The 20,271-nt window shown below is 72.7% G+C and carries 22 protein-coding genes and 1 tRNA gene; 18 read left to right on the plus strand and 5 right to left on the minus strand.

What is annotated here, in order from left to right; all coding sequences use genetic code 11:
• Positions 1-36: 36 nt before the first annotated feature.
• Both NX794_RS17060 and NX794_RS17065 read right to left on the minus strand, forming a co-directional pair.
• Complete coding sequence (locus NX794_RS17060) at positions 37-1,374, minus strand: sensor histidine kinase (protein WP_258779413.1); 1,338 nt, start codon at positions 1,372-1,374, stop codon at positions 37-39.
• A gap of 157 nt (positions 1,375-1,531) precedes the next feature.
• Positions 1,532-2,773: a sensor histidine kinase gene (locus tag NX794_RS17065; protein WP_258779414.1), complete on the minus strand. Its 1,242-nt coding sequence runs from the start codon at positions 2,771-2,773 to the stop codon at positions 1,532-1,534.
• A 263-nt stretch (positions 2,774-3,036) separates the two neighbouring features.
• On the opposite strand from NX794_RS17065, the gene NX794_RS17070 reads away from it, so the two are divergent.
• The 13 genes from NX794_RS17070 to NX794_RS17130 all read left to right on the plus strand — a co-directional run bounded on the left by NX794_RS17070 (position 3,037) and on the right by NX794_RS17130 (position 14,906).
• Positions 3,037-3,456, plus strand: coding sequence for an NADH-quinone oxidoreductase subunit A (locus NX794_RS17070; RefSeq protein WP_258779415.1), 420 nt, complete (start codon positions 3,037-3,039; stop codon positions 3,454-3,456).
• Complete coding sequence (locus NX794_RS17075; RefSeq protein WP_258779416.1) at positions 3,447-4,076, plus strand: NADH-quinone oxidoreductase subunit B; 630 nt, start codon at positions 3,447-3,449, stop codon at positions 4,074-4,076. The genes NX794_RS17070 and NX794_RS17075 overlap by 10 nt, the downstream gene beginning before the upstream one ends.
• On the plus strand, positions 4,073-5,341 hold the full coding sequence (locus NX794_RS17080) for an NADH-quinone oxidoreductase subunit C (RefSeq protein ID WP_258779417.1): 1,269 nt from the start codon (positions 4,073-4,075) through the stop codon (positions 5,339-5,341). Before NX794_RS17075 ends, NX794_RS17080 begins: the two co-directional genes overlap by 4 nt.
• Positions 5,338-6,306: a complex I subunit 1/NuoH family protein gene (locus NX794_RS17085; protein WP_258779418.1), complete on the plus strand. Its 969-nt coding sequence runs from the start codon at positions 5,338-5,340 to the stop codon at positions 6,304-6,306. Before NX794_RS17080 ends, NX794_RS17085 begins: the two co-directional genes overlap by 4 nt.
• Entirely contained in the window at positions 6,306-6,860 is a 555-nt protein-coding gene (locus NX794_RS17090; RefSeq protein WP_258779419.1) for a NuoI/complex I 23 kDa subunit family protein, read from the plus strand. Before NX794_RS17085 ends, NX794_RS17090 begins: the two co-directional genes overlap by 1 nt.
• Before the next feature lie 14 nt (positions 6,861-6,874).
• A complete protein-coding gene (locus NX794_RS17095; protein WP_258779497.1) occupies positions 6,875-7,576 on the plus strand; it encodes an NADH-quinone oxidoreductase subunit J family protein in 702 nt (233 codons plus the stop codon).
• Positions 7,576-7,959, plus strand: a complete 384-nt coding sequence (gene nuoK, locus NX794_RS17100; RefSeq protein WP_258779420.1) for an NADH-quinone oxidoreductase subunit NuoK — start codon at positions 7,576-7,578, stop codon at positions 7,957-7,959. The genes NX794_RS17095 and nuoK overlap by 1 nt, the downstream gene beginning before the upstream one ends.
• A complete protein-coding gene (locus NX794_RS17105; RefSeq protein ID WP_258779421.1) occupies positions 7,956-9,950 on the plus strand; it encodes an NADH-quinone oxidoreductase subunit 5 family protein in 1,995 nt (664 codons plus the stop codon). Before nuoK ends, NX794_RS17105 begins: the two co-directional genes overlap by 4 nt.
• Positions 9,951-9,956: 6 nt before the next feature.
• On the plus strand, positions 9,957-11,531 hold the full coding sequence (locus NX794_RS17110; protein ID WP_258779422.1) for a complex I subunit 4 family protein: 1,575 nt from the start codon (positions 9,957-9,959) through the stop codon (positions 11,529-11,531).
• Positions 11,528-13,045, plus strand: coding sequence for an NADH-quinone oxidoreductase subunit N (locus NX794_RS17115; RefSeq protein WP_258779423.1), 1,518 nt, complete (start codon positions 11,528-11,530; stop codon positions 13,043-13,045). The genes NX794_RS17110 and NX794_RS17115 overlap by 4 nt, the downstream gene beginning before the upstream one ends.
• 201 nt (positions 13,046-13,246) lie before the next feature.
• The gene (gene htpX / locus NX794_RS17120) at positions 13,247-14,110 is read left to right on the plus strand and encodes a zinc metalloprotease HtpX (RefSeq protein ID WP_258779424.1); all 864 of its coding nucleotides are present in this window, start codon (positions 13,247-13,249) and stop codon (positions 14,108-14,110) included.
• Positions 14,107-14,499 carry a YccF domain-containing protein gene (locus NX794_RS17125; RefSeq protein WP_258779425.1) on the plus strand — a complete coding sequence of 131 codons (393 nt, stop codon included), beginning with the start codon at positions 14,107-14,109 and terminating at the stop codon, positions 14,497-14,499. Before htpX ends, NX794_RS17125 begins: the two co-directional genes overlap by 4 nt.
• Before the next feature lie 140 nt (positions 14,500-14,639).
• Complete coding sequence (locus NX794_RS17130; RefSeq protein WP_258779426.1) at positions 14,640-14,906, plus strand: GlsB/YeaQ/YmgE family stress response membrane protein; 267 nt, start codon at positions 14,640-14,642, stop codon at positions 14,904-14,906.
• 74 nt (positions 14,907-14,980) lie between these two features.
• Here the strand turns inward: NX794_RS17130 and NX794_RS17135 are convergent, their stop codons facing one another.
• Positions 14,981-15,469: a YajQ family cyclic di-GMP-binding protein gene (locus tag NX794_RS17135; protein ID WP_258779427.1), complete on the minus strand. Its 489-nt coding sequence runs from the start codon at positions 15,467-15,469 to the stop codon at positions 14,981-14,983.
• Positions 15,470-15,692: 223 nt separating this feature from the next.
• On the opposite strand from NX794_RS17135, the gene NX794_RS17140 reads away from it, so the two are divergent.
• The 3 genes from NX794_RS17140 (at position 15,693) to NX794_RS17150 (ending at position 17,786) form a co-directional block, all read left to right on the plus strand.
• Positions 15,693-15,774 (plus strand) — tRNA-Tyr (locus NX794_RS17140).
• Positions 15,775-15,922: 148 nt separating this feature from the next.
• Positions 15,923-16,960, plus strand: a complete 1,038-nt coding sequence (locus tag NX794_RS17145) for an SDR family oxidoreductase (RefSeq protein WP_258779428.1) — start codon at positions 15,923-15,925, stop codon at positions 16,958-16,960.
• A gap of 10 nt (positions 16,961-16,970) precedes the next feature.
• A complete protein-coding gene (locus tag NX794_RS17150) occupies positions 16,971-17,786 on the plus strand; it encodes a helix-turn-helix domain-containing protein (RefSeq protein ID WP_258779429.1) in 816 nt (271 codons plus the stop codon).
• A gap of 174 nt (positions 17,787-17,960) precedes the next feature.
• On the opposite strand, the gene NX794_RS17155 is transcribed toward NX794_RS17150, so the two are convergent.
• On the minus strand, positions 17,961-18,695 hold the full coding sequence (locus NX794_RS17155; protein WP_258779430.1) for a dienelactone hydrolase family protein: 735 nt from the start codon (positions 18,693-18,695) through the stop codon (positions 17,961-17,963).
• A gap of 325 nt (positions 18,696-19,020) precedes the next feature.
• Here NX794_RS17155 and NX794_RS17160 point away from each other — a divergent pair, with 325 nt between their 5' ends.
• Both NX794_RS17160 and NX794_RS17165 read left to right on the plus strand, forming a co-directional pair.
• Positions 19,021-19,245, plus strand: a complete 225-nt coding sequence (locus NX794_RS17160; RefSeq protein ID WP_258779431.1) for a hypothetical protein — start codon at positions 19,021-19,023, stop codon at positions 19,243-19,245.
• 41 nt (positions 19,246-19,286) lie between these two features.
• Positions 19,287-19,499: a hypothetical protein gene (locus NX794_RS17165; RefSeq protein WP_258779432.1), complete on the plus strand. Its 213-nt coding sequence runs from the start codon at positions 19,287-19,289 to the stop codon at positions 19,497-19,499.
• Between the two features lie 36 nt (positions 19,500-19,535).
• Here NX794_RS17165 and NX794_RS17170 read toward each other — a convergent pair whose 3' ends face one another.
• Positions 19,536-20,192: an SDR family oxidoreductase gene (locus NX794_RS17170; RefSeq protein ID WP_258779433.1), complete on the minus strand. Its 657-nt coding sequence runs from the start codon at positions 20,190-20,192 to the stop codon at positions 19,536-19,538.
• Positions 20,193-20,271: the final 79 nt, after the last annotated feature.

Here is a 20,271-nt window from a genome sequence, read left to right on the forward strand (position 1 = left end):
GAGCGCTGCTGGAGCGCCGGGCGGTGCGGGGGGCGGTCAGAGCGACGTCCGCCAGGGCAGTTCCGCGATCACCCGGGTGGGGCCGCCGGCGGGGGAGTCCACGAGCAGCACGCCGTCCACCGCGTCCAGGCGTCCGGCGAGCCCGGCCAGGCCCGAGCCGCCGGAGGCGTCCGCGCCGCCCACACCGTCATCGGTCACCTGGAGCAGCAGCCGGTCCTCCGCGCGCCACACGTCCACCGACGCCGACCGGGCCCGGCTGTGCTTGCTGATGTTCTGCAGGAGTTCGCAGACGGTGAAGTAGGCGATGCCCTCGATGGCCGGGGCCGGCCGCGCGGGCAGGTCGACGTCGACCCGTACCGGCACCGTGCAGCGGGCGGCGACCGAGGACAGGGCCGCGTCCAGGCCCCGGTCGGTCAGGACGGCCGGGTGGATGCCCCGGGCCAGGTCGCGCAGCTCCCGCAGGGCCGTCTTCACCTCGCCGTGCGCCTCGTCCACCATCGCCGCCGCCGCGCGCGGGTCCTCCTTGAGCTTCTCCTTCGCCAGCCCCAGGTCCATCGCCAGGCCCACCAGCCGGGCCTGCGCCCCGTCGTGCAGGTCCCGCTCGATACGGCGCAGGTCGGCGGCGGCCGTGTCCACCACGACGCCCCGGTCCGACTCCAGTTCCTCCACCCGCGCCGAGAGCGGCGACGGCCCGAGCAGGCCGCGCACCAGCAGGCCGTCCACCGTGGTCAGGGCCCGCACCAGCCAGGGCGTGACCAGCGTGAACAGCAGACCGACCAGCGCCGTGACGGTGATCTCGAAGGGGTTGTCCAGATAGACGCTGTGGTGCGCGTCGCCGTAGAGCTGGATGCCGCCGGTGCCGGCGTACGCCGGGAACACCCAGAACCACAGCGGGTACGACAGCAGGGTCCAGCCGCAGGTCCAGAAGGCCACCGCCACCGAGAAGGAGAACACCGCCCAGGGGAACTGGACGAGCGCGTACAGCAGGTGCCGCCAGGAGGCGCCGCTCTTGAGGACCGCGCCCATCCACGCGAAGGCGCCCGGCTTGCGCGTCCGCGGCGGCTCCGGGGCGGCCACGTCCAGGCCGAGCAGACCCCGCGCCCGCGCCCGCTCCAGCACACCGAAGCCCCGGCAGCCGAGCAGGGCCGCCGCCAGCACCGGGATGCCGAGGAAGGTGACCAGCAGCCCGGCGCCCAGCGAGGCCATCGTGACCGTCCAGGTGAACAGCGCGATCGAGATCGGCAGGCTCAGCAGCACGTACCCGAACTCCCGCCAGCTGCGCCCCTCGAACGGCGCCCGCAGCGCGGCGGGCACCCGGTGACCGTTCCGGGCGGGCTGCCCGTGCCGATACCCCTGTGCGTAGTCCGTGGCCATGGAGATGCCGTCCTGTCCTTGTCGTGTGCGGGTTGTGTGCCGGTGCTCCGACCGGTGTGCCGGCCGTATCTCCAGAGTCCTGTGCGGCGGGCTCCGGGACCATGACGGCCGTCGGCGTCTCGGGGCGGGGGTTTTCCCTACCTCGGGTGGGGTGCGGTCACGCCGTCCGGTCCCGCCAGGGCAGCTCCGCCGTGACCACGGTCGGGCCGCCGGCCGGGGAGTCGACCACGAACAGGCCGTCCACCGCGCCCAGCCGCTCCGCGAGCCCGCGCATACCGCTGCCGGTGTCGAGGCGGGCGCCGCCCCGGCCGTCGTCCTGGACCTGGATGAGCAGCCGGTTCTCGGTGCGCCACACGTCCACCGAGGCGGTCCGGGCGCCGCTGTGCTTGCTGATGTTCTGCAGGAGTTCGGAGACGGTGAAGTAGGCGATGCCCTCGATGGCCTCGGCGGGCCGGGACGCCAGGTCCACCGTCACCTTCACCGGCACCGTGCAGCGGGCGGCGACCGAGGACAGGGCCGCGTCCAGGCCCCGGTCGGTCAGGACGGCCGGGTGGATGCCCCGGGCCAGGTCGCGCAGCTCCTGGAGGGCCAGCTTCACCTCGCCGTGCGCCTCGTCCACCATCGCCGCCGCCGTGTCCGGGTCCTCCAGCAGCTTCTCCTTGGCCAGACCGAGCCCCATCGCCAGGTTGACCAGCCGCGCCTGCGCCCCGTCGTGCAGGTCCCGCTCGATCCGCCGCAGGTCCGCCGCGGCCGTGTCCACCACGACACCCCGGTCGGACTCCAGTTCGGCGATCCGGCGCTCCAGCTCGTCCGAGGGCGACAGCAACCCCCGTACCATCGCCCGGTCCACGTTGGTCAGCCCCCGGGTGAGGTACGGCAGCACCGGCCACAGCACGAACAGCGAGGCCAGCGTCAGGCAGAAGGTGAAGATGCCCCAGGGCAGCCGGATCGCGTCGTACAGCAGGGTCCGCCAGCCCACCGGGTCCTTCAGTGCCATCCACAGCCGGGGCACCAGCCCCTCACTCCGGGCGAGCGGCAGCGGCGACGGCTCCTCCACCCGCACCCCAAGCAGCCGCCGGGCCCGGGCCCGCTCCAGCTTGCCGAGCTGCCGGGCACCCAGCAGGGACAGCGCGAGCACCGGCAGACCGATCACGGTCAGGGTGAGCGCCCCGCCGGTGCACACCACCGTGACCGCGTAGACGAAGCCGAACACCGCCACCGGCAGATTCAGCAGGAGATGCGCGATCTCCTTCCAGGTGCGCACGTCGAGGGCCGGCCGGACACGCGCGTCGAGGGCCGGCCGGACGCGCGGCTGAGAGTCGGTGCCGTCGAGGTGGACGATGCCGTCGGAACGGACGGTGCCGTCGCCGCGGTCGGCGGCGGAGCGGGAAGCGGTCATGACAGTCAGCCTGCCGTGCGCCGCGCCCCGCGCGCCATGCGGTGGGCCGCCCTCCGCCCCCGGGGGAAATCCCCACCCCGGGCGCCGGACCCGCGTCCCAGGGTGTGACGGGCTGCTTACCGCTTCTTTATCAGGGCCTAGACTCCCGTGCGTACGGACTCTCGAAGCACACCGCGTCACAGGACTCACCCGAGTCACGAGAAGTCACGGGAAGCCACGAGAAGTCACGAGACGCCACGAGGTCAGAGAGCGAGGAACGGACGGTGCGGGAGACGTTGGGGGACGCGCCGCTCGCCGCGGCGCACACCGTCGCGGCCGGCTACTTCCGGTCCTATACGGTCGTCGGTCTGCTCGCCGTCGTCGGCGTGCTGTTCGTCGCGGTCGCCTTCGGCGCCGGCCGCCTGCTGCGCCCGGTCGTACCGACCCCCGAGAAGCTGCTGACCTACGAGTGCGGCGTCGACCCCGTCGGCGAGGGCTGGGCCCACACCCAGGTCCGCTACTACGTCTACGCCTTCCTCTACGTGATCTTCGCCGTCGACTCGATCTTCCTCTTCCCCTGGGCGACCGTCTTCGCCGCCCCCGGCTACGGCGCGACGACCCTCGTGGAGATGTTCGTCTTCCTCGGCTTCCTCGCCGTCGGCCTGCTGTACGCATACAAGAAGGGCGTCCTGGCATGGACGTGAACCCCGCACCGTCCGAGCCGGTCCACTTGCGGGAGCCGGTCCACCTGCCGGAGCCGAAGCGGCTGGGCGCGCTGGCCCGGCTGGCACCCGAGCCGATGAAGGTCGTCCTGAACTGGGGCCGCCGCTACTCGCTCTGGGTCTTCAACTTCGGCCTCGCCTGCTGCGCGATCGAGTTCATCGCCGCGTCGATGGCCCGCCACGACTTCATCCGGCTCGGTGTCATCCCCTTCGCGCCGGGCCCCCGCCAGGCCGACCTGATGGTGGTCTCGGGCACGGTCACGGACAAGATGGCCCCGGCCGTGAAGCGGCTGTACGAGCAGATGCCCGAACCGAAGTACGTCATCTCCTTCGGCGCCTGCTCCAACTGCGGCGGCCCCTACTGGGACTCCTACTCCGTCACCAAGGGCGTCGACCAGATCATCCCCGTCGACGTCTACGTACCCGGCTGCCCGCCCCGCCCCGAGGCCCTCCTCCAGGGCATCCTCAAGCTCCAGGAGAAGATCGCCCGCGAGTCCCTGGGGGAGCGGTACGGCACCGCCGAGGCCCGTCCGTCGGCGGCGGCCCTCCAGAGCGGCCTGGTACCGCCGCCCGCCCCGGCCGGCGAGGGGGACGCGCGATGAGCACGGCCGGCTGGCTGCCCGCCCCCGCCGAGGAACTGTTCGGCCCCGACGCGGTGGCCGAGGAGTCGTACGACGTGCTGACCGTGGACGTCCCGCCGTCCGCCTGGCTCACCGCCCTGGAGACGGCCCGTACGACCCTGTCGTGCACCTACTTCGACTGGCTGAGCGCCGTAGACGAACCCGGCACGGGCTTCCGGATCTCCGCGCACGTCGTGGCGCTCGGCCCGGTCCGCCGGCTGCTCGTCCGGACGACGGTCCCGCACGAGGCGCCGGCGCTGCCCTCGGCCGTCGACGTCTACGCGGGCGCCGGCTGGCACGAGCGCGAGACCCACGAGATGTTCGGCGTGGTCTTCGAGGGCCACCCGGGCCTGGAGCACCTCCTCCTCCCGGAGACCTTCGAGGGCCACCCCCTGCGCAAGGACTTCGTCCTCGCCGCCCGCGTCGCCAAGGCCTGGCCCGGCGCGAAGGAACCCGGCGAGTCCGAGCACGGCGGGCCCAAGCGCCGCCAGATGCTCCCGCCGGGCGTACCCGACCCCAACGAGTGGGGGCCCCTGAAGGGCCAGCTCCCACCGGCCCCGGCCCGCCCGGCCCGTGGCGCGGCCCGCCCGGCCGGCGCCACCGGCGAACGTCCCGTACGGCGCACCCGTACGGCGGCGGCCGGCTCGGCGAGCCAGACCGGCGAGGCCGCCACCCCTGCCGAGGCCCCCGCCACCCCCGCCACCCCTGCCGAGGCCCCCGCCGCTCCCGCTCCCGCCCGACCACGCCGGACGCGCAGCGCCAGTCAGGGTTCGGCGAGCCAGACGGCACCCGATGCCGGGGCCGAGACCGCGGCGAACCGGAAGCAGGCGGCGACCGAGGACGACGCGGCCACGGCATCGGCCGCGCCGGGCCCGGCCGCCGAGGCCTCGGTCGCGCACGAACCGGGCCCCGCCCCGCCATCTGCCCAGCCGTCCGCCCCGGCCCGCCCGCGCCGCGCCCGCAGCGCCTCGGAAGGATCGTCCTCGCAGCGCGACCCCGCCCCGGAGCCCAGGGAACCGGCCGAGCCCACGGAACCGGCCCAGCCGCCGGACCTGGACAGCCCCGGCCGCCGCACCACGGCCCCCCGTAGCGCGGACGCCCCCTGGCACCACGCCCGCCCGGCCTTCGACGAACCGGAGCCGACGGAGGAGCAGCCCGCACCGGACCCGAAGCGCGAACGCGAGCCGGCCCCGAAACCGGACGGCAAGCCCCCCACCCCCGAACCCCCCGCAGGAGGCCCGCAGTGAACGACGTTCTGGACGTCGCCCTGCGACTCCTGGTCGTCTTCGTCGTCTTCCTCACCTTCCCCCTGATCGTCGGCCAGACCGAGCACAAGGTGATGGCCCACATGCAGGGCAGGCTCGGCCCGATGTACGCCGGCGGCTTCCACGGCTGGGCCCAGCTCATCGCCGACGGCGTGAAGTTCGCGCAGAAGGAGGACGTGGTCCCGGCCGGCGCCGACCGCCGCGTCTTCCAGCTCGCCCCCGCCGTGGCCCTGCTGCCCTACCTCCTCGTCCTGCTCGCCATCCCGATCGGCCCGGGCGAGGGCGCCGTCGGCCAGGTCCTCGACGCCGGCGTGTTCTTCGTGCTCGCGGTGATGGGCGTCGGCGTCCTCGGCTCCCTCATGGCCGGCTGGGCCAGCGCCAACAAGTTCTCCCTCCTGGGCGGCCTGCGCACCGCCGCCCAACTGCTCGCCTACGAACTGCCGATGCTGCTCACCGCGGCCTCCGTCGCGATGGCCGCCGGCACCGTGTCCCTGCCGGGCATCGTGGCCGCCTTCCACTGGTGGTGGCTGCCCTGGCAGATCACCGGCGCCCTCGTCTTCTTCGTGGCCGGCCTCGCCGAACTCCAGCGCCCGCCGTTCGACATGCCCGTCGCCGACTCGGAGATCATCTTCGGCGCCTACACCGAGTACACCGGCCTGCGCTTCGCCCTGTTCCTGCTCGCCGAGTACGCCGGGATCGTCGTCCTGTGCGGCCTGACCACCGTCCTCTTCCTGGGCGGCTGGCACGGCCCGTGGGGCGCCGACGGCCTGGGCTGGCTGTGGACCCTGCTGAAGACCGCGGTCCTCGCGTTCCTCGTCATCTGGCTCCGCGTCACCTACCCCCGGCTGCGCGAGGACCAGCTCCAGAAGTTCTCCTGGACCCTCCTCGTCCCCCTGTCCCTCGCCCAGATCGCCCTCACCGGCGTCATCAAGGTGGTGATCTCCTAATGCCCCCGATCCCCGGCTCCGGCCTCGCCAAGGGCCTGGCCGTCACCCTGCGCACGATGACGCGGAAGACGGTCACCGAGCAGTACCCGGACGCCCTGCCCGAACTGCCGCCCCGCACCCGCGGGGTGATCGGCCTGTTCGAGGAGAACTGCACCGTCTGCATGCTGTGCGCCCGCGAGTGCCCCGACTGGTGCATCTACATCGACTCCCACAAGGAGACCGTCCCGCCGGCCGCCCCGGGCGGGCGCGAGCGCAGCCGCAACGTCCTCGACCGGTTCGCCATCGACTTCTCCCTGTGCATGTACTGCGGTATCTGCATCGAGGTCTGCCCCTTCGACGCCCTGTTCTGGTCCCCGGAGTTCGAGTACGCCGAGACCGACATCCGCGACCTCACCCACGAGCGGGACAAGCTCCGCGAGTGGATGTGGACCGTCCCGGCCCCGCCCGCCCTGGACCCCGGCGCGGAGGAGCCCAAGGAGATCGCCGCCGCCCGCAAGACCGCCGAGAAGCTGGCCGCCGCCGCCCAGGCCGAACCCCGGGAGGGCGACGCGTGAGCCCCGTCCCCGCCGTGAGCCTCGCCGCGGCCCCGCACGGCTTCCTGTCCCCGACCGGCGTCGAGATCGCCTTCCTGCTCGTCGGCCTGGTCACCTTCGGCGCCGCGCTGGTCACCGTCACCACCCGGCAGCTCGTGCACGCCGCCCTGTGGCTGGTGGTCGCCCTCGGCGGCCTCGCCGTGGAGTACCTGCTGCTCACCGCCGAGTTCATCGCCTGGGTCCAGGTACTGATCTACGTCGGTTCCGTCGTCGTCCTCCTGCTGTTCGGACTGATGCTCACCAAGGCCCCGATCGGCCGCTCCCCGGACGCCGACTCCGGCAACCGCTGGGCCGCCCTCGCCGTCGCCGTGGCCGCCGCCGGCGCCCTGGTCTGGGTGGTCGTCGACGCCTTCCGCGCCACCTGGATCGACCTGGACGGCCCGGCCGCCGGCACCACCGCCGTCACCGGCCAGAGCCTCTTCCGGCACTGGGTACTGCCCTTCGAGGCCCTCTCCGTCCTGCTCCTCGCGGCCCTGGTCGGCGCGATCGTCCTCTCCCGCAAGGCCAAGGCGGACGCCGAGCCGAATACCGGACCGACCAGCGATCCGAACGCCGGCCCGGTCACCGCCACCGCCCCAGCGGCAACCCGCACCACCCCCACGGCAACCCCCGGCGCCCCCACGGCAACCGCCACCACCCCCGCGGCACCCCCCGGCGACCAGGAAGGCGCCCGCTGATGCACCTCGCCTACCCCGCCGTCCTCTCCGCCCTCCTGTTCTGCGTCGGTCTCTACGGCGTCCTCGCCCGCCGCAACGCGATCCTGGTCCTGATGTCGGTCGAGCTGATGCTCAACGCCGTCAACCTCAACCTCGTCGCCTTCGACGTCTGGCTCAGCCGGACCGCCCGGGACACCCTGCACTCCGGCCAGGCGCTGACCCTCTTCACCATCGCCGTCGCCGCCGCCGAGATCGGCATCGGCCTGGCCATCGTCCTCGCCGTGTACCGCAACCGCGGCACCTCCGACATCGACAGGCTCCGCGACACCGCCGAGGGACCCGACGGTCCCGACGGCGAGCACCCCGACACCCCCGCGGCCGAGAAGGCTGAGGCCACCGCGTGACCACGACCACCCTCGCCGTCCTCGTCCCCCTCCTGCCGTTCCTCGGCGCCGTCGCCGGCCTGCTGCTCGGCCGTACCGCACCCGGCTTCGTCCGCCCGCTCGCCGTGCTGCCGCCGCTGGCCGCGCTCGTGCTCGCGGCCCTGGTCGCCGCCCGCCAGGGCGGCGGGACCGTCATCGAGGCGCACACCGAACTGACGCCCACCGGCTCGGTACCGGTCGAACTGGCCCTGGACATCGACGGATTCGCCGCGCTCGTCGCCGTCCTGGTCGCCTTCGTCGCGACCTGCGTGCAGATCTACTCCACCGGCTACCTGCGCGACGACCCGCGCTACCCCTCCTACGCCGCTCTCGTCTCCCTGTTCACCTCCGCGATGCTCCTCGTCGTCTACTCGGGCGACCTGGTCGTGCTGCTGGTCGGCTGGGAAGTCATGGGCATCTGCTCCTACTTCCTCGTCGGTCACTACTGGGAGACCCCCGAGGCCCGCGCCGCCTCCCTGAAGGCCTTCCTGGTCACCAAGCTCGGCGACGTGCCGTTCCTGATCGGCCTGTTCGCCCTCGGCACCGACGCCGGGTCCTTCCGCGTCACCCGGGTCCTCGGCACCGTCGCGAGCGGCGGCCTCGACCACCCGACCGTGATCGCGCTGCTGCTGCTCGCGGGTGTCGCGGGCAAGTCGGCCCAGTTCCCGCTGCACACCTGGCTCCCCGACGCGATGGCCGGCCCGACGCCCGTCTCCGCGCTGATCCACGCCGCGACGATGGTCGCCGCCGGTGTCTACTTCGTCGCCCGCCTCCTCCCGGTCTTCGAGGCCTCCGGGGCCGCGATGGTGGTCCTCGCCGTCATGGCCGCCGTGACCATGGCCGGGTCCGCGCTCGCCGCCCTGGCCCAGGACGACATCAAGCGCGTCCTCGCCTACTCGACGATCGGCCAGCTCGGCTACATGACCGGCGCCCTCGCCGTCGGCGACCGCGGTGCCGCCGTCTTCCACCTCCTGTCCCACGGCGCCTTCAAGGCGCTGCTCTTCCTCGCGGCCGGTGTCGTCATCCACGCCGCAGGCACCAACTCGCTCGCCGCCATGTCCCGGATGCGCGGCCTGCGCGACCGCGTCTCGGACGCCTACTGGACGATGACCGTGGCGCTGCTCGCGCTCGCCGCGATCCCGCCCTTCAGCGGCTTCTTCTCCAAGGAGTCCGTCCTCGGCGCCGCCGAACACGCCCTGGACGGCCGTGCCCCGCACGTGCCCGGCGCGGCGGGCTGGATCGTCCTCGTCGCCGGACTGGCCACCGCCCTGCTCACCGCGGCCTACGCCACCCGGCTGTGGCTGCTGGCCTTCCGCGGCAAGGGCGCCGAGGCCCCCGACCACGGCCGCCAGCCCCTGACGATGACCGTCGTGCTGTGGGTGCTCGCCGTCCCCTCCCTGGCCTTCGGCGGGTTCGCCTACCGCTCGCTGCCCGGCTGGTTCGACGGCCACGCCCTGACTCCGACCCTCCTCACCTCGATCCTCGGCACCGGCCTCGCCGCGGTCGGCGGCCTGCTCACCTACGGCGCCTGGCAGCGCACCTCCCCGCTGGCCGCCCGCAGTCCGCTCGGCGCCGTCGCCGCGCACCCCGAGGGCGACGCCGGACTGGTCGAGGCCGAGGCCATCGCCACCCACACCCCGGCCTACGGCGACATCGCCGGCGCCCCCGACCCGGCCGACCCCGGACGGCTGCTGCTCGGCCGCCTGCACCGGCACGCGGCCGCCGGCTTCCACCTGGACGCGCTCTACGCGGCGCTGTTCGTCCGCCCGGTCCAGGCCGCGGCCGGCCTGGTCCGGTTCCTCGACCGCGAGGTCGTCGACACCTACGTCAGCGCCGCCGCCGCGCTGCCCCGGCTCCTCGGAGCCGCCGTACGGCGTGCGCAGACCGGCAATGTGCAGACCTATGTGAGCGCGCTGCTCGCCGGCACCGTCGTCCTGGCGGTCGCCGTCGTCCTCGTCGCGACCGGAGCGTGAGCAGGCGTGATCGATATCAACGAGTCCGTGATGCAGTTCCTTCTGGCGTTCGTCGTCGTCGGCCCGCTCCTCGGCGCCGCCGCCGCCCTCCTGCCCGCCCCGCCCGGACTGAAGGGGAAGTCGCCCGGGCAGGCCGTGCTGCGCCACGGCGTCACCGTGACCGGCGCGATCCTCATCGCCGCGATCGCCCTGGCGCTCGGCTTCGACCACGACCACCCGTCGACGATGCAGGCCACGACGGACATCAGCTGGATCCCCGCGCTCGACGTGCGGATCCACCTCGGCATCGACGGCATCTCGCTCCCCCTCGTCGTCCTGACCGCGCTGCTGACCTTCCTGTGCGCGCTCTACTCGTACTTCAAGCCGCCCACGGGACCGGGCCCGAAGGCGTTCGTCGCCCTGCTGCTCCTGCTGGAGTCCGGCACCCTCGCGAGCTTCGCCGTCCTCGACCTGCTGCTGTTCTTCCTCGCCTTCGAGACCGTGCTGATCCCGATGTACTTCCTCATCGCCCGCTGGGGCGGCGAGGGCCGGACCCGGGCCGCGTGGAAGTTCATCCTGTTCACGCTGCTCGGCTCCGTGGTCATGCTGCTCGGCCTGCTCCTGATCGGAATCAAGGCGGGCACCTTCGACATGGTGGCACTCGCCACTGACAACGGCCGGTCGCTCACCGCGTCCGTGCAGGTCATCGCGGTTCTGGCGATCGGGATCGGGCTCGCCGTGAAGACCCCGATGTGGCCGCTGCACAGCTGGCTGCCCGACGCCCACACCGCCGCCCCGACCGTCGGCTCGGTCCTGCTGGCCGGCGTGCTGCTGAAGATGGGCACGTACGGGTTCGTGCGGATCCTGCTGCCGGTCGCGCCGCACGGCGTCCACACCTTCGCGCCCTACCTCGCCGCGTTCGCCGTCGTCGGGATCGTCTACGGCTCCCTGGCCTGCCTGGCCCTCGCCAAGCGCGGCGCCAAGGGCGACCTGAAGCGGCTGATCGCCTACTCCTCCGTCGGCCACATGGGCTTCGTCCTGCTGGGCATCGCCACCGTGACCCCGACCGGCGTCAACGGCGCCCTGTTCGCCAACATCGCCCACGGCCTCATCACCGGGCTGCTCTTCTTCCTGGTCGGCGCCCTCAAGGACCGCACCGGCAGCACCGACCTCGACACCCTCGCCGAGGAGACCGGCGCCGCCCTCTACGGCCGGGCCCCCCGCCTCGGCGGCCTGCTCGCCTTCGGTGCCGTCGCCTCCCTCGGCCTGCCCGGACTCGCCGGGTTCTGGGGCGAGATGCTGGCCCTGTTCGGCGCGTTCCGGCCCGCCGCCGGGCTCAGCAGGCCCGCCTACCTCACCTTCATGGCCGTCGGCGCCCTCGGCACCCTGCTGACCGCCGCGTACATGCTGATCGTGGTCCGCCGGGTCTGCATGGGCGGCGCCGAGCGGGAGACCCCCGCCCTCGCCGATGTGCGCGGCTACGAGTTCGCCGCCTGGACCCCGCTCGTCACCCTCACCGTCCTCGCCGGGCTGTGGCCCAAGGCCCTGCTCGGCCTCTCCGACCCGGCCGTGCAGCAGCTCCTCGCAGGAGGCACCCGATGAGCGCCCAGCCGCTTGCCGAGTCGCTGGTCCAGTCCGTCGACTGGCTCGCGATCGCCCCGCCGGCCATCGCCGCCGTGGTGGCGCTCGGCGTCCTCGTCGCCGACCTCTTCCTGCCCGAGGCCCGCAAGGCCGTCCTCGGCTGGGTCTCGGTCGCCGCCCTGGCCGCCGCCGCCCTCATGCTGCTCCCGCTGCTGGACGGCGACCGCGGCACCTTCTGCCGGCAGGACGGCACGCGCGCGTGCAGCTACACCGCCGACCACTTCACGCTCGTCGTCCAGTTCCTGGTCCTCGGCGGCGCCCTGCTCGCGGCCCTGCTCTCGGTCAACGACCTGCACGACGACCGGCGGCGCGTCCCGCCCGGCGAGTTCTGGTTCCTGCTGCTGTCCTCCGCCGCCGGCGCCGCCCTGCTGCCCGCCGCCCGCGACCTGGCCACCCTGATCGTCGCCCTGGAGGTCGCCTCCCTGCCCGCCTTCGCCCTCGTCGGCATCCGGCTCGGCGACAAGCGGTCCTCCGAGGCCGCCCTGAAGTTCTTCCTGTCCTCCGTCACCGCCACCGCGGTCAGCCTGCTGGGCGTCAGCTTCGTCTACGCCACCACCGGCACCCTCTACCTCACCGAGGTAGCCCAGCGCCTCACCCACGTCGACGGTCAGTTGCACACCCTCGCCCAGACCGGCGTCGTCCTCACCCTGGTCGGCTTCGCCTTCAAGACGGCCGCCGTGCCCTTCCACCTCTGGGTGCCCGACACCTATGCGGGCGCGCCCCTGCCCGTCGCCGCCTACCTCTCCGTCGTCGGCAAGGCGGTCGGCTTCTCCGGCCTGATCCTCGTCACCGTCGTCGCGTTCCCGTCGTACGCCGACGTCTGGGGGCCCGCGCTCGCCGTCCTGGCCGCCCTCACCATGACCGTCGGCAATGCCGGCGCCCTGCGCCAGCGGGCCACGCGCGCGTACAGCGCGGTACGGCTGCTCGCCTGGTCCTCCGTCGGCCAGGCCGGCTACCTCCTCGTACCGATCGCCGCCGCCGGATACGCCGAGGACCCCGGCAGGGCGATCGGCTCCACCGTCGCCTACGCCCTGATGTACGCCGCCGTGAACCTCGGCGCCTTCGCCGTGGCCGCCCTGGTGGGCCGTACCAGGACCGGCAACCGGATCACCGACTACCGCGGCCTGTACGCCTCGAACCCCGTAACTGCCCTCCTGCTGGCCTTCTTCCTGCTGTGTCTGGCCGGACTCCCGCCCGGCGTCATCGGCCTGTTCGCCAAGGTCACCGTGTTCTCGGCGGCCGTGGACGCGGGCCTGGGCTGGCTCGCCGTCGTCATGGCCGTCAACGTCGTCATCGCCCTCGTCTACTACCTCCGGTGGACGGCCCTGCTGTTCCGCACTCCCGAGGGCGAGCCCGCTGGCCACCGCGTCCCGGCCCCCCTCACGGCCGCCCTCGCCCTGACCGGAGTCGCGGGTGTCGCCCTGTCCGGGGCGCCCCAGCTGGTGCTGCGGTTCGCCACGACCGGCCTGTTCTGAGACGCCCGGAAGACACGTCCCGCGCGCGGGGGACACCGGTGCCGGCACGCGCGCGGGAGGGCCGAATCCGCACGTCACCCGTACGGCCGGTACGCGCCCCCGCACACCCCGGGGAACTCATGGCCGCCGCCTGGCGTTGTCACAGGCGGGAGGGTCCACTGGACCGAAGTGTTCCCCAGAGCAGGATTTGGAGGGCGCACCGTGCACCGCCGGCACAACGGGCTCAGGACCGCCGTACTCCTCGGGGGGCTGTCCGCACTCATCATCGCCATCGGCAGCTTCTTCGGCCGCACCGGACTGATCGTCGCGGTCCTCGTCGCCCTCGGGACGAACGCGTACGCGTACTGGAACAGCGACAAGCTGGCCCTGCGCGCCATGCGCGCCCGCCCGGTCAGCGAGTTCGAGGCCCCGGCGCTCTACCGGATGGTGCGCGAGCTGTCCACGCAGGCCCGCCAGCCCATGCCCCGGCTGTACATCTCCCCGACCGAGGCACCCAACGCCTTCGCCACCGGCCGCAACCCGCGCAACGCCGCGGTGTGCTGCACCGAGGGCATCATGCGCCTGCTGGACGAGCGCGAGCTGCGCGGCGTCATCGGCCACGAACTGAGCCACGTCTACAACCGGGACATCCTCATCTCCTCGGTCGCCGGGGCCCTCGCCTCGGTGATCATGTTCCTGGTGAACTTCGCCTGGCTCATCCCGATCGGCCGCTCGGACGACGACGACGGCCCGGGCCTGTTCGGCATGCTCCTGATCATCATCCTGGGCCCGCTCGCGGCCACCCTCATCCAGCTCGCCATCAGCCGCTCCCGGGAGTACGAGGCGGACGCGTCCGGCGCCCAGCTCACCGGCGACCCGCTCGCCCTCGCCGGCGCGCTGCGCAAGCTGGAGACCGGCACCCAGCAGCTCCCGCTGCCCCCCGAGCCCCGGATCGAGACGGCGAGCCACATGATGATCGCCAACCCGTTCCGCCCCGGCCAGGGGCTGTCCAAGATGTTCTCCACCCACCCGCCGATGGCGGAGCGCATCTCCCGGCTAGAGAAGATGGCAGGTCGCCCCCGGTGAAGACCATTCTCAACGTCATTTGGCTGATCCTGAGCGGCTTCTGGCTGTTCCTCGCCTACCTGCTCGCCGGCGCGCTCCTCTGCGTCACGATCATCGGCATCCCCTTCGGCATAGCCGCCTTCCGCATCGGGCTCTACGCGCTCTGGCCCTTCGGGTACACCACGGTCGAGCGCCGCGACGCGGGCGGCGCCTCCTGCCTGGGCAACGTCCTGTGGCTGATCCTGGCCGGCTGGTGGCTGGCCCTCGCCCACATCGCCACCGGCATCGCGCTGTGCCTGACGATCATCGGCATCCCGTTCGGCATCGCGAACTTCAAGCTCATCCCGGTCTCGCTGCTGCCCCTGGGCCGCGAGATCGTCCCCTCGGACCAGCCGTTCGCCACGCGCTGAACCGATCGCCGCAACCGACGTACGGCCCGTAGGCGTCTTCTCTCCCGACAGAGCACGAACGGACGCGCGAAGCCCGGTTCCTCACCGAATTCTCAGGAACCGGGCAGTACGAGCACCGCGCGGGAGGGCAGGTTCACGGCATGGGCATCATCAGCTGGATCATCCTGGGACTGCTGGCCGGAGCCATCGCCAAGGTCCTGCTGCCGGGCCGCGACCCGGGCGGCTTCATCGGCACGACCCTGATCGGTGTCGCGGGCGCGTTCCTCGGCGGCTGGATATCGGCCCGCTGGCTGGACCACCCGATCAGCAAGCACTTCTACGACGGTGCCACCTGGGCCGCGGCCATCGGAGGCTCCCTGGTGCTGCTGATCGCCTACCGCATCCTGTTCGGCAACTCGCGGGACTGAACGCGGTATCGGCGCTGCGGAAGGGTGGGCACCCGCTCGGGGGGAGCCCACCCTTTCCGTACGTCGAGGTCGCTCTACCGGTAGTTGACGAACTGCAGCGCGAAGTCGAAGTCCTTGCCCTTGAGCAGGGCGATGATGGTCTGCAGGTCGTCGCGGCTCTTGGAGCTGACGCGCAGCTCCTCGCCCTGGACCTGGGCCTTCACGCCCTTGGGGCCCTCGTCGCGGATGATCTTCGCCACCTTCTTCGCGTTGTCCTGGGAGATGCCCTCCTCGATCGACGCGAAGATCTTGTACTCCTTGCCGGAGAGCTGGGGCTCGCCCGCGTCGAGCGCCTTCAGCGAGATACCGCGCTTGACCAGCTTGGACTGGAAGACGTCGAGGACGGCGTTGACCCGGTCCTCGGAGTTCGCCTCCATGAGGATCTTCTCCCCGGACCACGAGATCGAGGCGCCCACGCCCTTGAAGTCGTAGCGCTGCGAGATCTCCTTGGCGGCCTGGTTGAGGGCGTTGTCGACCTCCTGCCGCTCGACCTTCGAGACGATGTCGAAACTGGAGTCGGCCATGTCCTGTGGCTCCTTGTATCGGGGTGCTGTTCGGGTGCGTGCCGGCGTGCGGCGGGGCCGCCGGACCCGGCGTCCAGCCGGGCCGCATCCGCACCAGCCTAGCCACCCCGCGAGCCCACGGGCGGAGATCAATCGGGTGGCGGAGCACCCCCGCGCATCGGGTATTGTTTACGTCGTTGCCGGGGAACACCGCCGCGAGCGGAGTTCGACGGGCAGCGACCCCGGCGGTGTGCCCGAGCGGCCAAAGGGAGCAGACTGTAAATCTGCCGGCTCAGCCTTCCCAGGTTCGAATCCTGGCGCCGCCACACGGGAAACAAGGGCCCGTGATCCGTGAAAGCGGATCACGGGCCCTTGTCGTCGTGCGTGCCGGGGGGACGGACGTCAGGCTGTCCCTCGCGGTACTGGTGTCCGGGGGGCCTGGAACCGGGTAGGCCGTCCGGTGAGTCTGGAGGCATGGCACACGTACTCGTCACCGGTGGGACCGGCTTCCTGGCGTCCCACACGATCGCCCGGCTGCTGTCCGCCGGACACACCGTCACCACCACGCTGCGCGCGGCGGCGCGGCGGGCCGACGTCGAGCGGATGCTCGCCGTGGCCGGGGCCCCGGACGCGGACCGCGTCTCCTGGGTGGAGGCGGATCTGACCTCCGACCGCGGCTGGGACCGGGCCGTCGCCGGCGCCGACCACGTGCTGCACATGGCCTCGCCGTTCCCCGGCGCGCAGCCGGACGACGAGGACGAGGTGATCGTCCCGGCCCGCGACGGGGCGCTACGCGTCCTGCGCGCCGCCCGGGACGCCGGCGTCCGGCGCACGGTGCTGACCTCCTCCTTCGCGGCGGTGGGATACGGACACGGCGACACCTCGCGCGTCTTCACCGAGGCGGACTGGACGGACACCGCGGGCCCCGGGGTGAGCGCGTACGTCAAGTCCAAGGCGATCGCCGAACGGGCCGCCTGGGACTTCGTCGCGGCCGAGGGCGGCGGCATGGAGCTGACCGTGGTGAACCCCGTCGGCATCTTCGGACCCGTCCTCGGGCCGGACTACGCCGCGTCCGTCGACATCGTCCGCGCGATGCTGACCGGCCGGATGCGCGCCGCGCCGCCCGTATGGACCAACACCGTCGACGTGCGGGACGTGGCCGACCTGCACCTGCGGGCCATGGCCGCGCCCCGGGCGGCCGGGCAGCGGTACCTGGCGCTCGCCGGCGAGCCGATCTCCTTCCCCGGGATCGCCCGTACCCTGCGAGCCCGGCTGGGCGAGAGCGCGGCGAGGGCTCCCCGCTTCACGGCGCCGCCCCGGCTGCTGCGCCTGCTGGCCCGCTTCGATCCTGCGCTGCGGGCGGCCGTGCCCCAACTGGGCGTCGTACGCCGGGCCTCCAACGCCAAGGCGCGCGAGGAACTGGGCTGGTCCCCGCGCTCGAACGAGGACGCGGTCACCGCCAGCGCGGAGAGTCTGATCCGCCTCGGTGTCCTCGGTGGTCTTGGCGACTAGCGTCGGACGCGTGGCGTACGACATGACCGACACCCTGGGGGAGTTCCTGCGAGCCCGGCGCGCGCGGATCAGTCCCGAGCAGGCGGGGCTGCCCGTGGGCGAGCGGCGGCGGGTGCCCGGGCTGCGCCGGGAGGAGGTGGCCCAGCTCGCCGGCATCAGCCCCGAGTACTACCTGCGGCTGGAGCAGGGCCGCAATCTCAACCCCTCCGACCAGATCCTCGCCGGGATCGCCGCCGCGCTCCAGCTCGACGAGGACGCGGTCGCCTATCTGCACCGCCTCGCCCACCCCGCGCCGCCCGCCCGCAGACGGCGGGCACGCGCGCGGGGCGACCAGGGCGACCTCCAGCCCCTCCTGGACAGCTGGCCGGCGACGCCCGCCTACGCCCAGGGGCCCGGCGGACGCGTCGTCGCCGCCAACCGGCTCGCGACGCTGCTGTGCCCCTTCTTCGCCGTGGGCCACAACCCGCTGCGCGCCGCCTTCCTCGAACCCGAGATGCGCAGCCTGTACCCGCAGTGGGACGACATGACCGCCAAGGCCGTCTCCGGGCTGCGCGCCATGCTGGACCTCGACGACGCCGATCCGGAACTGCTGGAGACCATCGGCGAACTCACCGTCGCCAGCGACCGGTTCAGCACCCTGTGGGCCCGCCGCGAGGTCCGCCGCCGCGACACCGGCCGCACCCGCTTCGACCACCCGGTCGTCGGCCCACTCGACCTGCGCTACGAGAAGCTGTCCCGCCCCCAGACCCGCCAACTGGTCGTCGTCTACCACGCCGACCCCGACTCGGTGAGCGCCGAGCGGCTGCTGCTGCTCGGCAGTCTCTGACAGGGCGCGTGGCGACCGGGCGGGGGCTTGTGACCTTCAGCGGTGAGTGGCCAGAGGCGTCGGGAGGGCTGTTGGTGAGCGGTGAGTCCTCGACGGTGGTTGGCCCTTCTTCTCAGAGATGGTTGGCCACTGCGGCCTCGGCTCCGTTCCAGGCTTGCCTTACGAGTTGGAGCCTCAGGTGTTGCTCAGGGCGCGGTCCAAAAGGGAGAGCAGGCGATCCCAGTGGCGCTGCAGCCCGGGGGCGCTGAAAGCGTCGGTGTCGGACATGGTGAAGCCATGGATGGTGCCGGGGTAGACCTCGGAGGTGTAGCCGACACCGGCCGCATCCAGGGCCTGGTTGAGCTCGCCGAGGGTCTCAGGCGTCACGTCGCCTTCGGCGTGGCCGAGGTGGACCTGGGCGGTGAGTCGGGAGAAGAGATCTGCTCCATCGACACCCACGGGGCCGTGGAACGCGGCAACGGCCGCTACCTGGTCGGGGTGGGCCGCGGCGGTGCGCATCGCATAGAGGCCGCCTATGCAGTAGCCGGTCACCGCGACCGGTCCGGCGCCGACCTCGGGCTGGGTGGTGAGGAACCTGAGGTAGGCGTCGGCGTCGCGCAGGACGCGCTCGGCGGTGTGTGCCTCGATCAGGGGCATCAGCTGGGCGAAGACCGCGGGCCGGACCCCTTCTCCGATGTACTCGGGAAGCTCGACCAGCGGCGCCGGGCCGTGCCGGTAGAAGGAGTTGGGGACGAGCACGTAGTAGCCGTGCCCGGCCAGCTCGCGGGCCATCTCCCGCAGCACGGGCCGGATGCCGAAGCCGTCCGCGTACATCAGCACCCCTGGGTGCCGCTCCCCGTGGTCGGGGAAGGCGGCGAACGCGTCGGCCTGGCCGGCCGCAGTGGGAATCCGCAGAGACTTGATGGGCATGAATCCTCCTGTCGTGGTTGAGGTGCAGAACCTGTGATCAACACGACGGAGGTGGAGCCCGCGCGGCAGCGCGAGAACCTCGATTGAACGGCGGGCACGAACCGGCCCGTACGGCGCTCAGAAGAGCCCCGGGTCACCGATCCATGTGTGGCGCGAGGCCGTCCCGGTATTCATAGCCGCACAGCGTAGCCCACCGGTTATGAGCGGACGGTCACAGTGTTTCGCCGCCGACCGCACTAGAATCGAACGCGTGAGCGATAAACAACCGTCGGACGAGTGGTACGGCCCAGGTGCGGGTGCCGGTGGGCCGGACGATGCTGGAGGCATGGCCGGGAAGCGACCGATCATCGTGCACCTGCCGTCCCCGACCGGCGGGCGCCGGGTGCGGGTGGACGGCGAGATCCTCGGGCTCGCGCACGACGTGCGGGACCTGGTGGAGTTCCTGCGCCGGGCCGGGCTGGAGATCGAGCCCGAGGAGGTGGCGGACTCGCCGCTCATCGACTGGCGCGGGGTGGGGCCGGACCGGTGGGAAGCGGAGACGCGCTCGTGACGGCGGTGCCGGCCGCGCCCGGGTACGGGCAGACTGGCGGCATGTCCTCCCGACGCCGAACCTGTCCCGTCTGCCGCCGTGAAATCGCCGTCGTGGCAGGCCGTTTCGCCCGCCACGACCCGCCCGGCGCGCGCGGGAACGGCGAACTGGTCTCCTGTACCGGGTCCCGCCAGGCGGCGCAACTGGGTGCCGTACAGCCGTCGTTGGACGGGTACGCCGTGCCGGACTTCCCCGGGCAGCTGCCGCTGTTCTGACGCGGCGGCAGGCCGGCTGACGGATGTGACCGGACCTCAGTTCCCGGCCACCGACTTCACCGCGACGGACACCGGTGTCGAACCGCCGACCAGCTCCAGGGTCAGACCCGCCGTCGCCGACGTGTCCACCAGCTCCGCGAGCACGGCCGCCACGTCGTCCCGGGGAACCGGGCCGCGGCCGGTGTGCGCCTCCAGCCGGACCAGGCCGGTGCCCGCGTCGTCCGTCAGCGAGCCGGGGCGCAGGATCGTCCAGTCCAGCGCCCGCTGCCGGGACACGTGGGCATCCGCCTCGCCCTTGGCGCGCAGGTACACGTCGAAGACCTCGTCCCCCTGGTGCGCGGCGTCCGCGCCCATCGAGGACACCATCACGAAGCGGCGTACGCCGGCCCGCACGGCCGCGTCGGCGAACAGCACCGCCGCGCCCCGGTCCACCGTGTCCTTGCGGCCCGTACCGCTGCCCGGGCCCGCGCCGGCCGCGAACACCGCCGCGTCCGCGCCCTCCAGACGCGCCGCGACCTCGTCCACCGACGCCGACTCCAGGTCGAGCAGCACCGGTTCGGCGCCCGCCGCCCGCAGATCGTCGCCCTGCTCGGCCTTCCGGATGATTCCCGCGACCTCGTCCCCGCGCGCGGAGAGCAGCCGCTCCAGCCGCAGCGCGATCTGACCATGACCACCAGCGATGACAATGCGCATGATTCCGACCGTACGCCCGAAGAGACGCATCCGCCGCACGGGTTGACCGGTGTGACCGGAGCAGGCCGCATGCCGGCCA

Origin of the sequence: Streptomyces pyxinicus (assembly GCF_024753135.1) — a bacterium.
Taxonomy (GTDB): Bacteria; Actinomycetota; Actinomycetes; order Streptomycetales; family Streptomycetaceae; genus Streptomyces; species Streptomyces pyxinicus.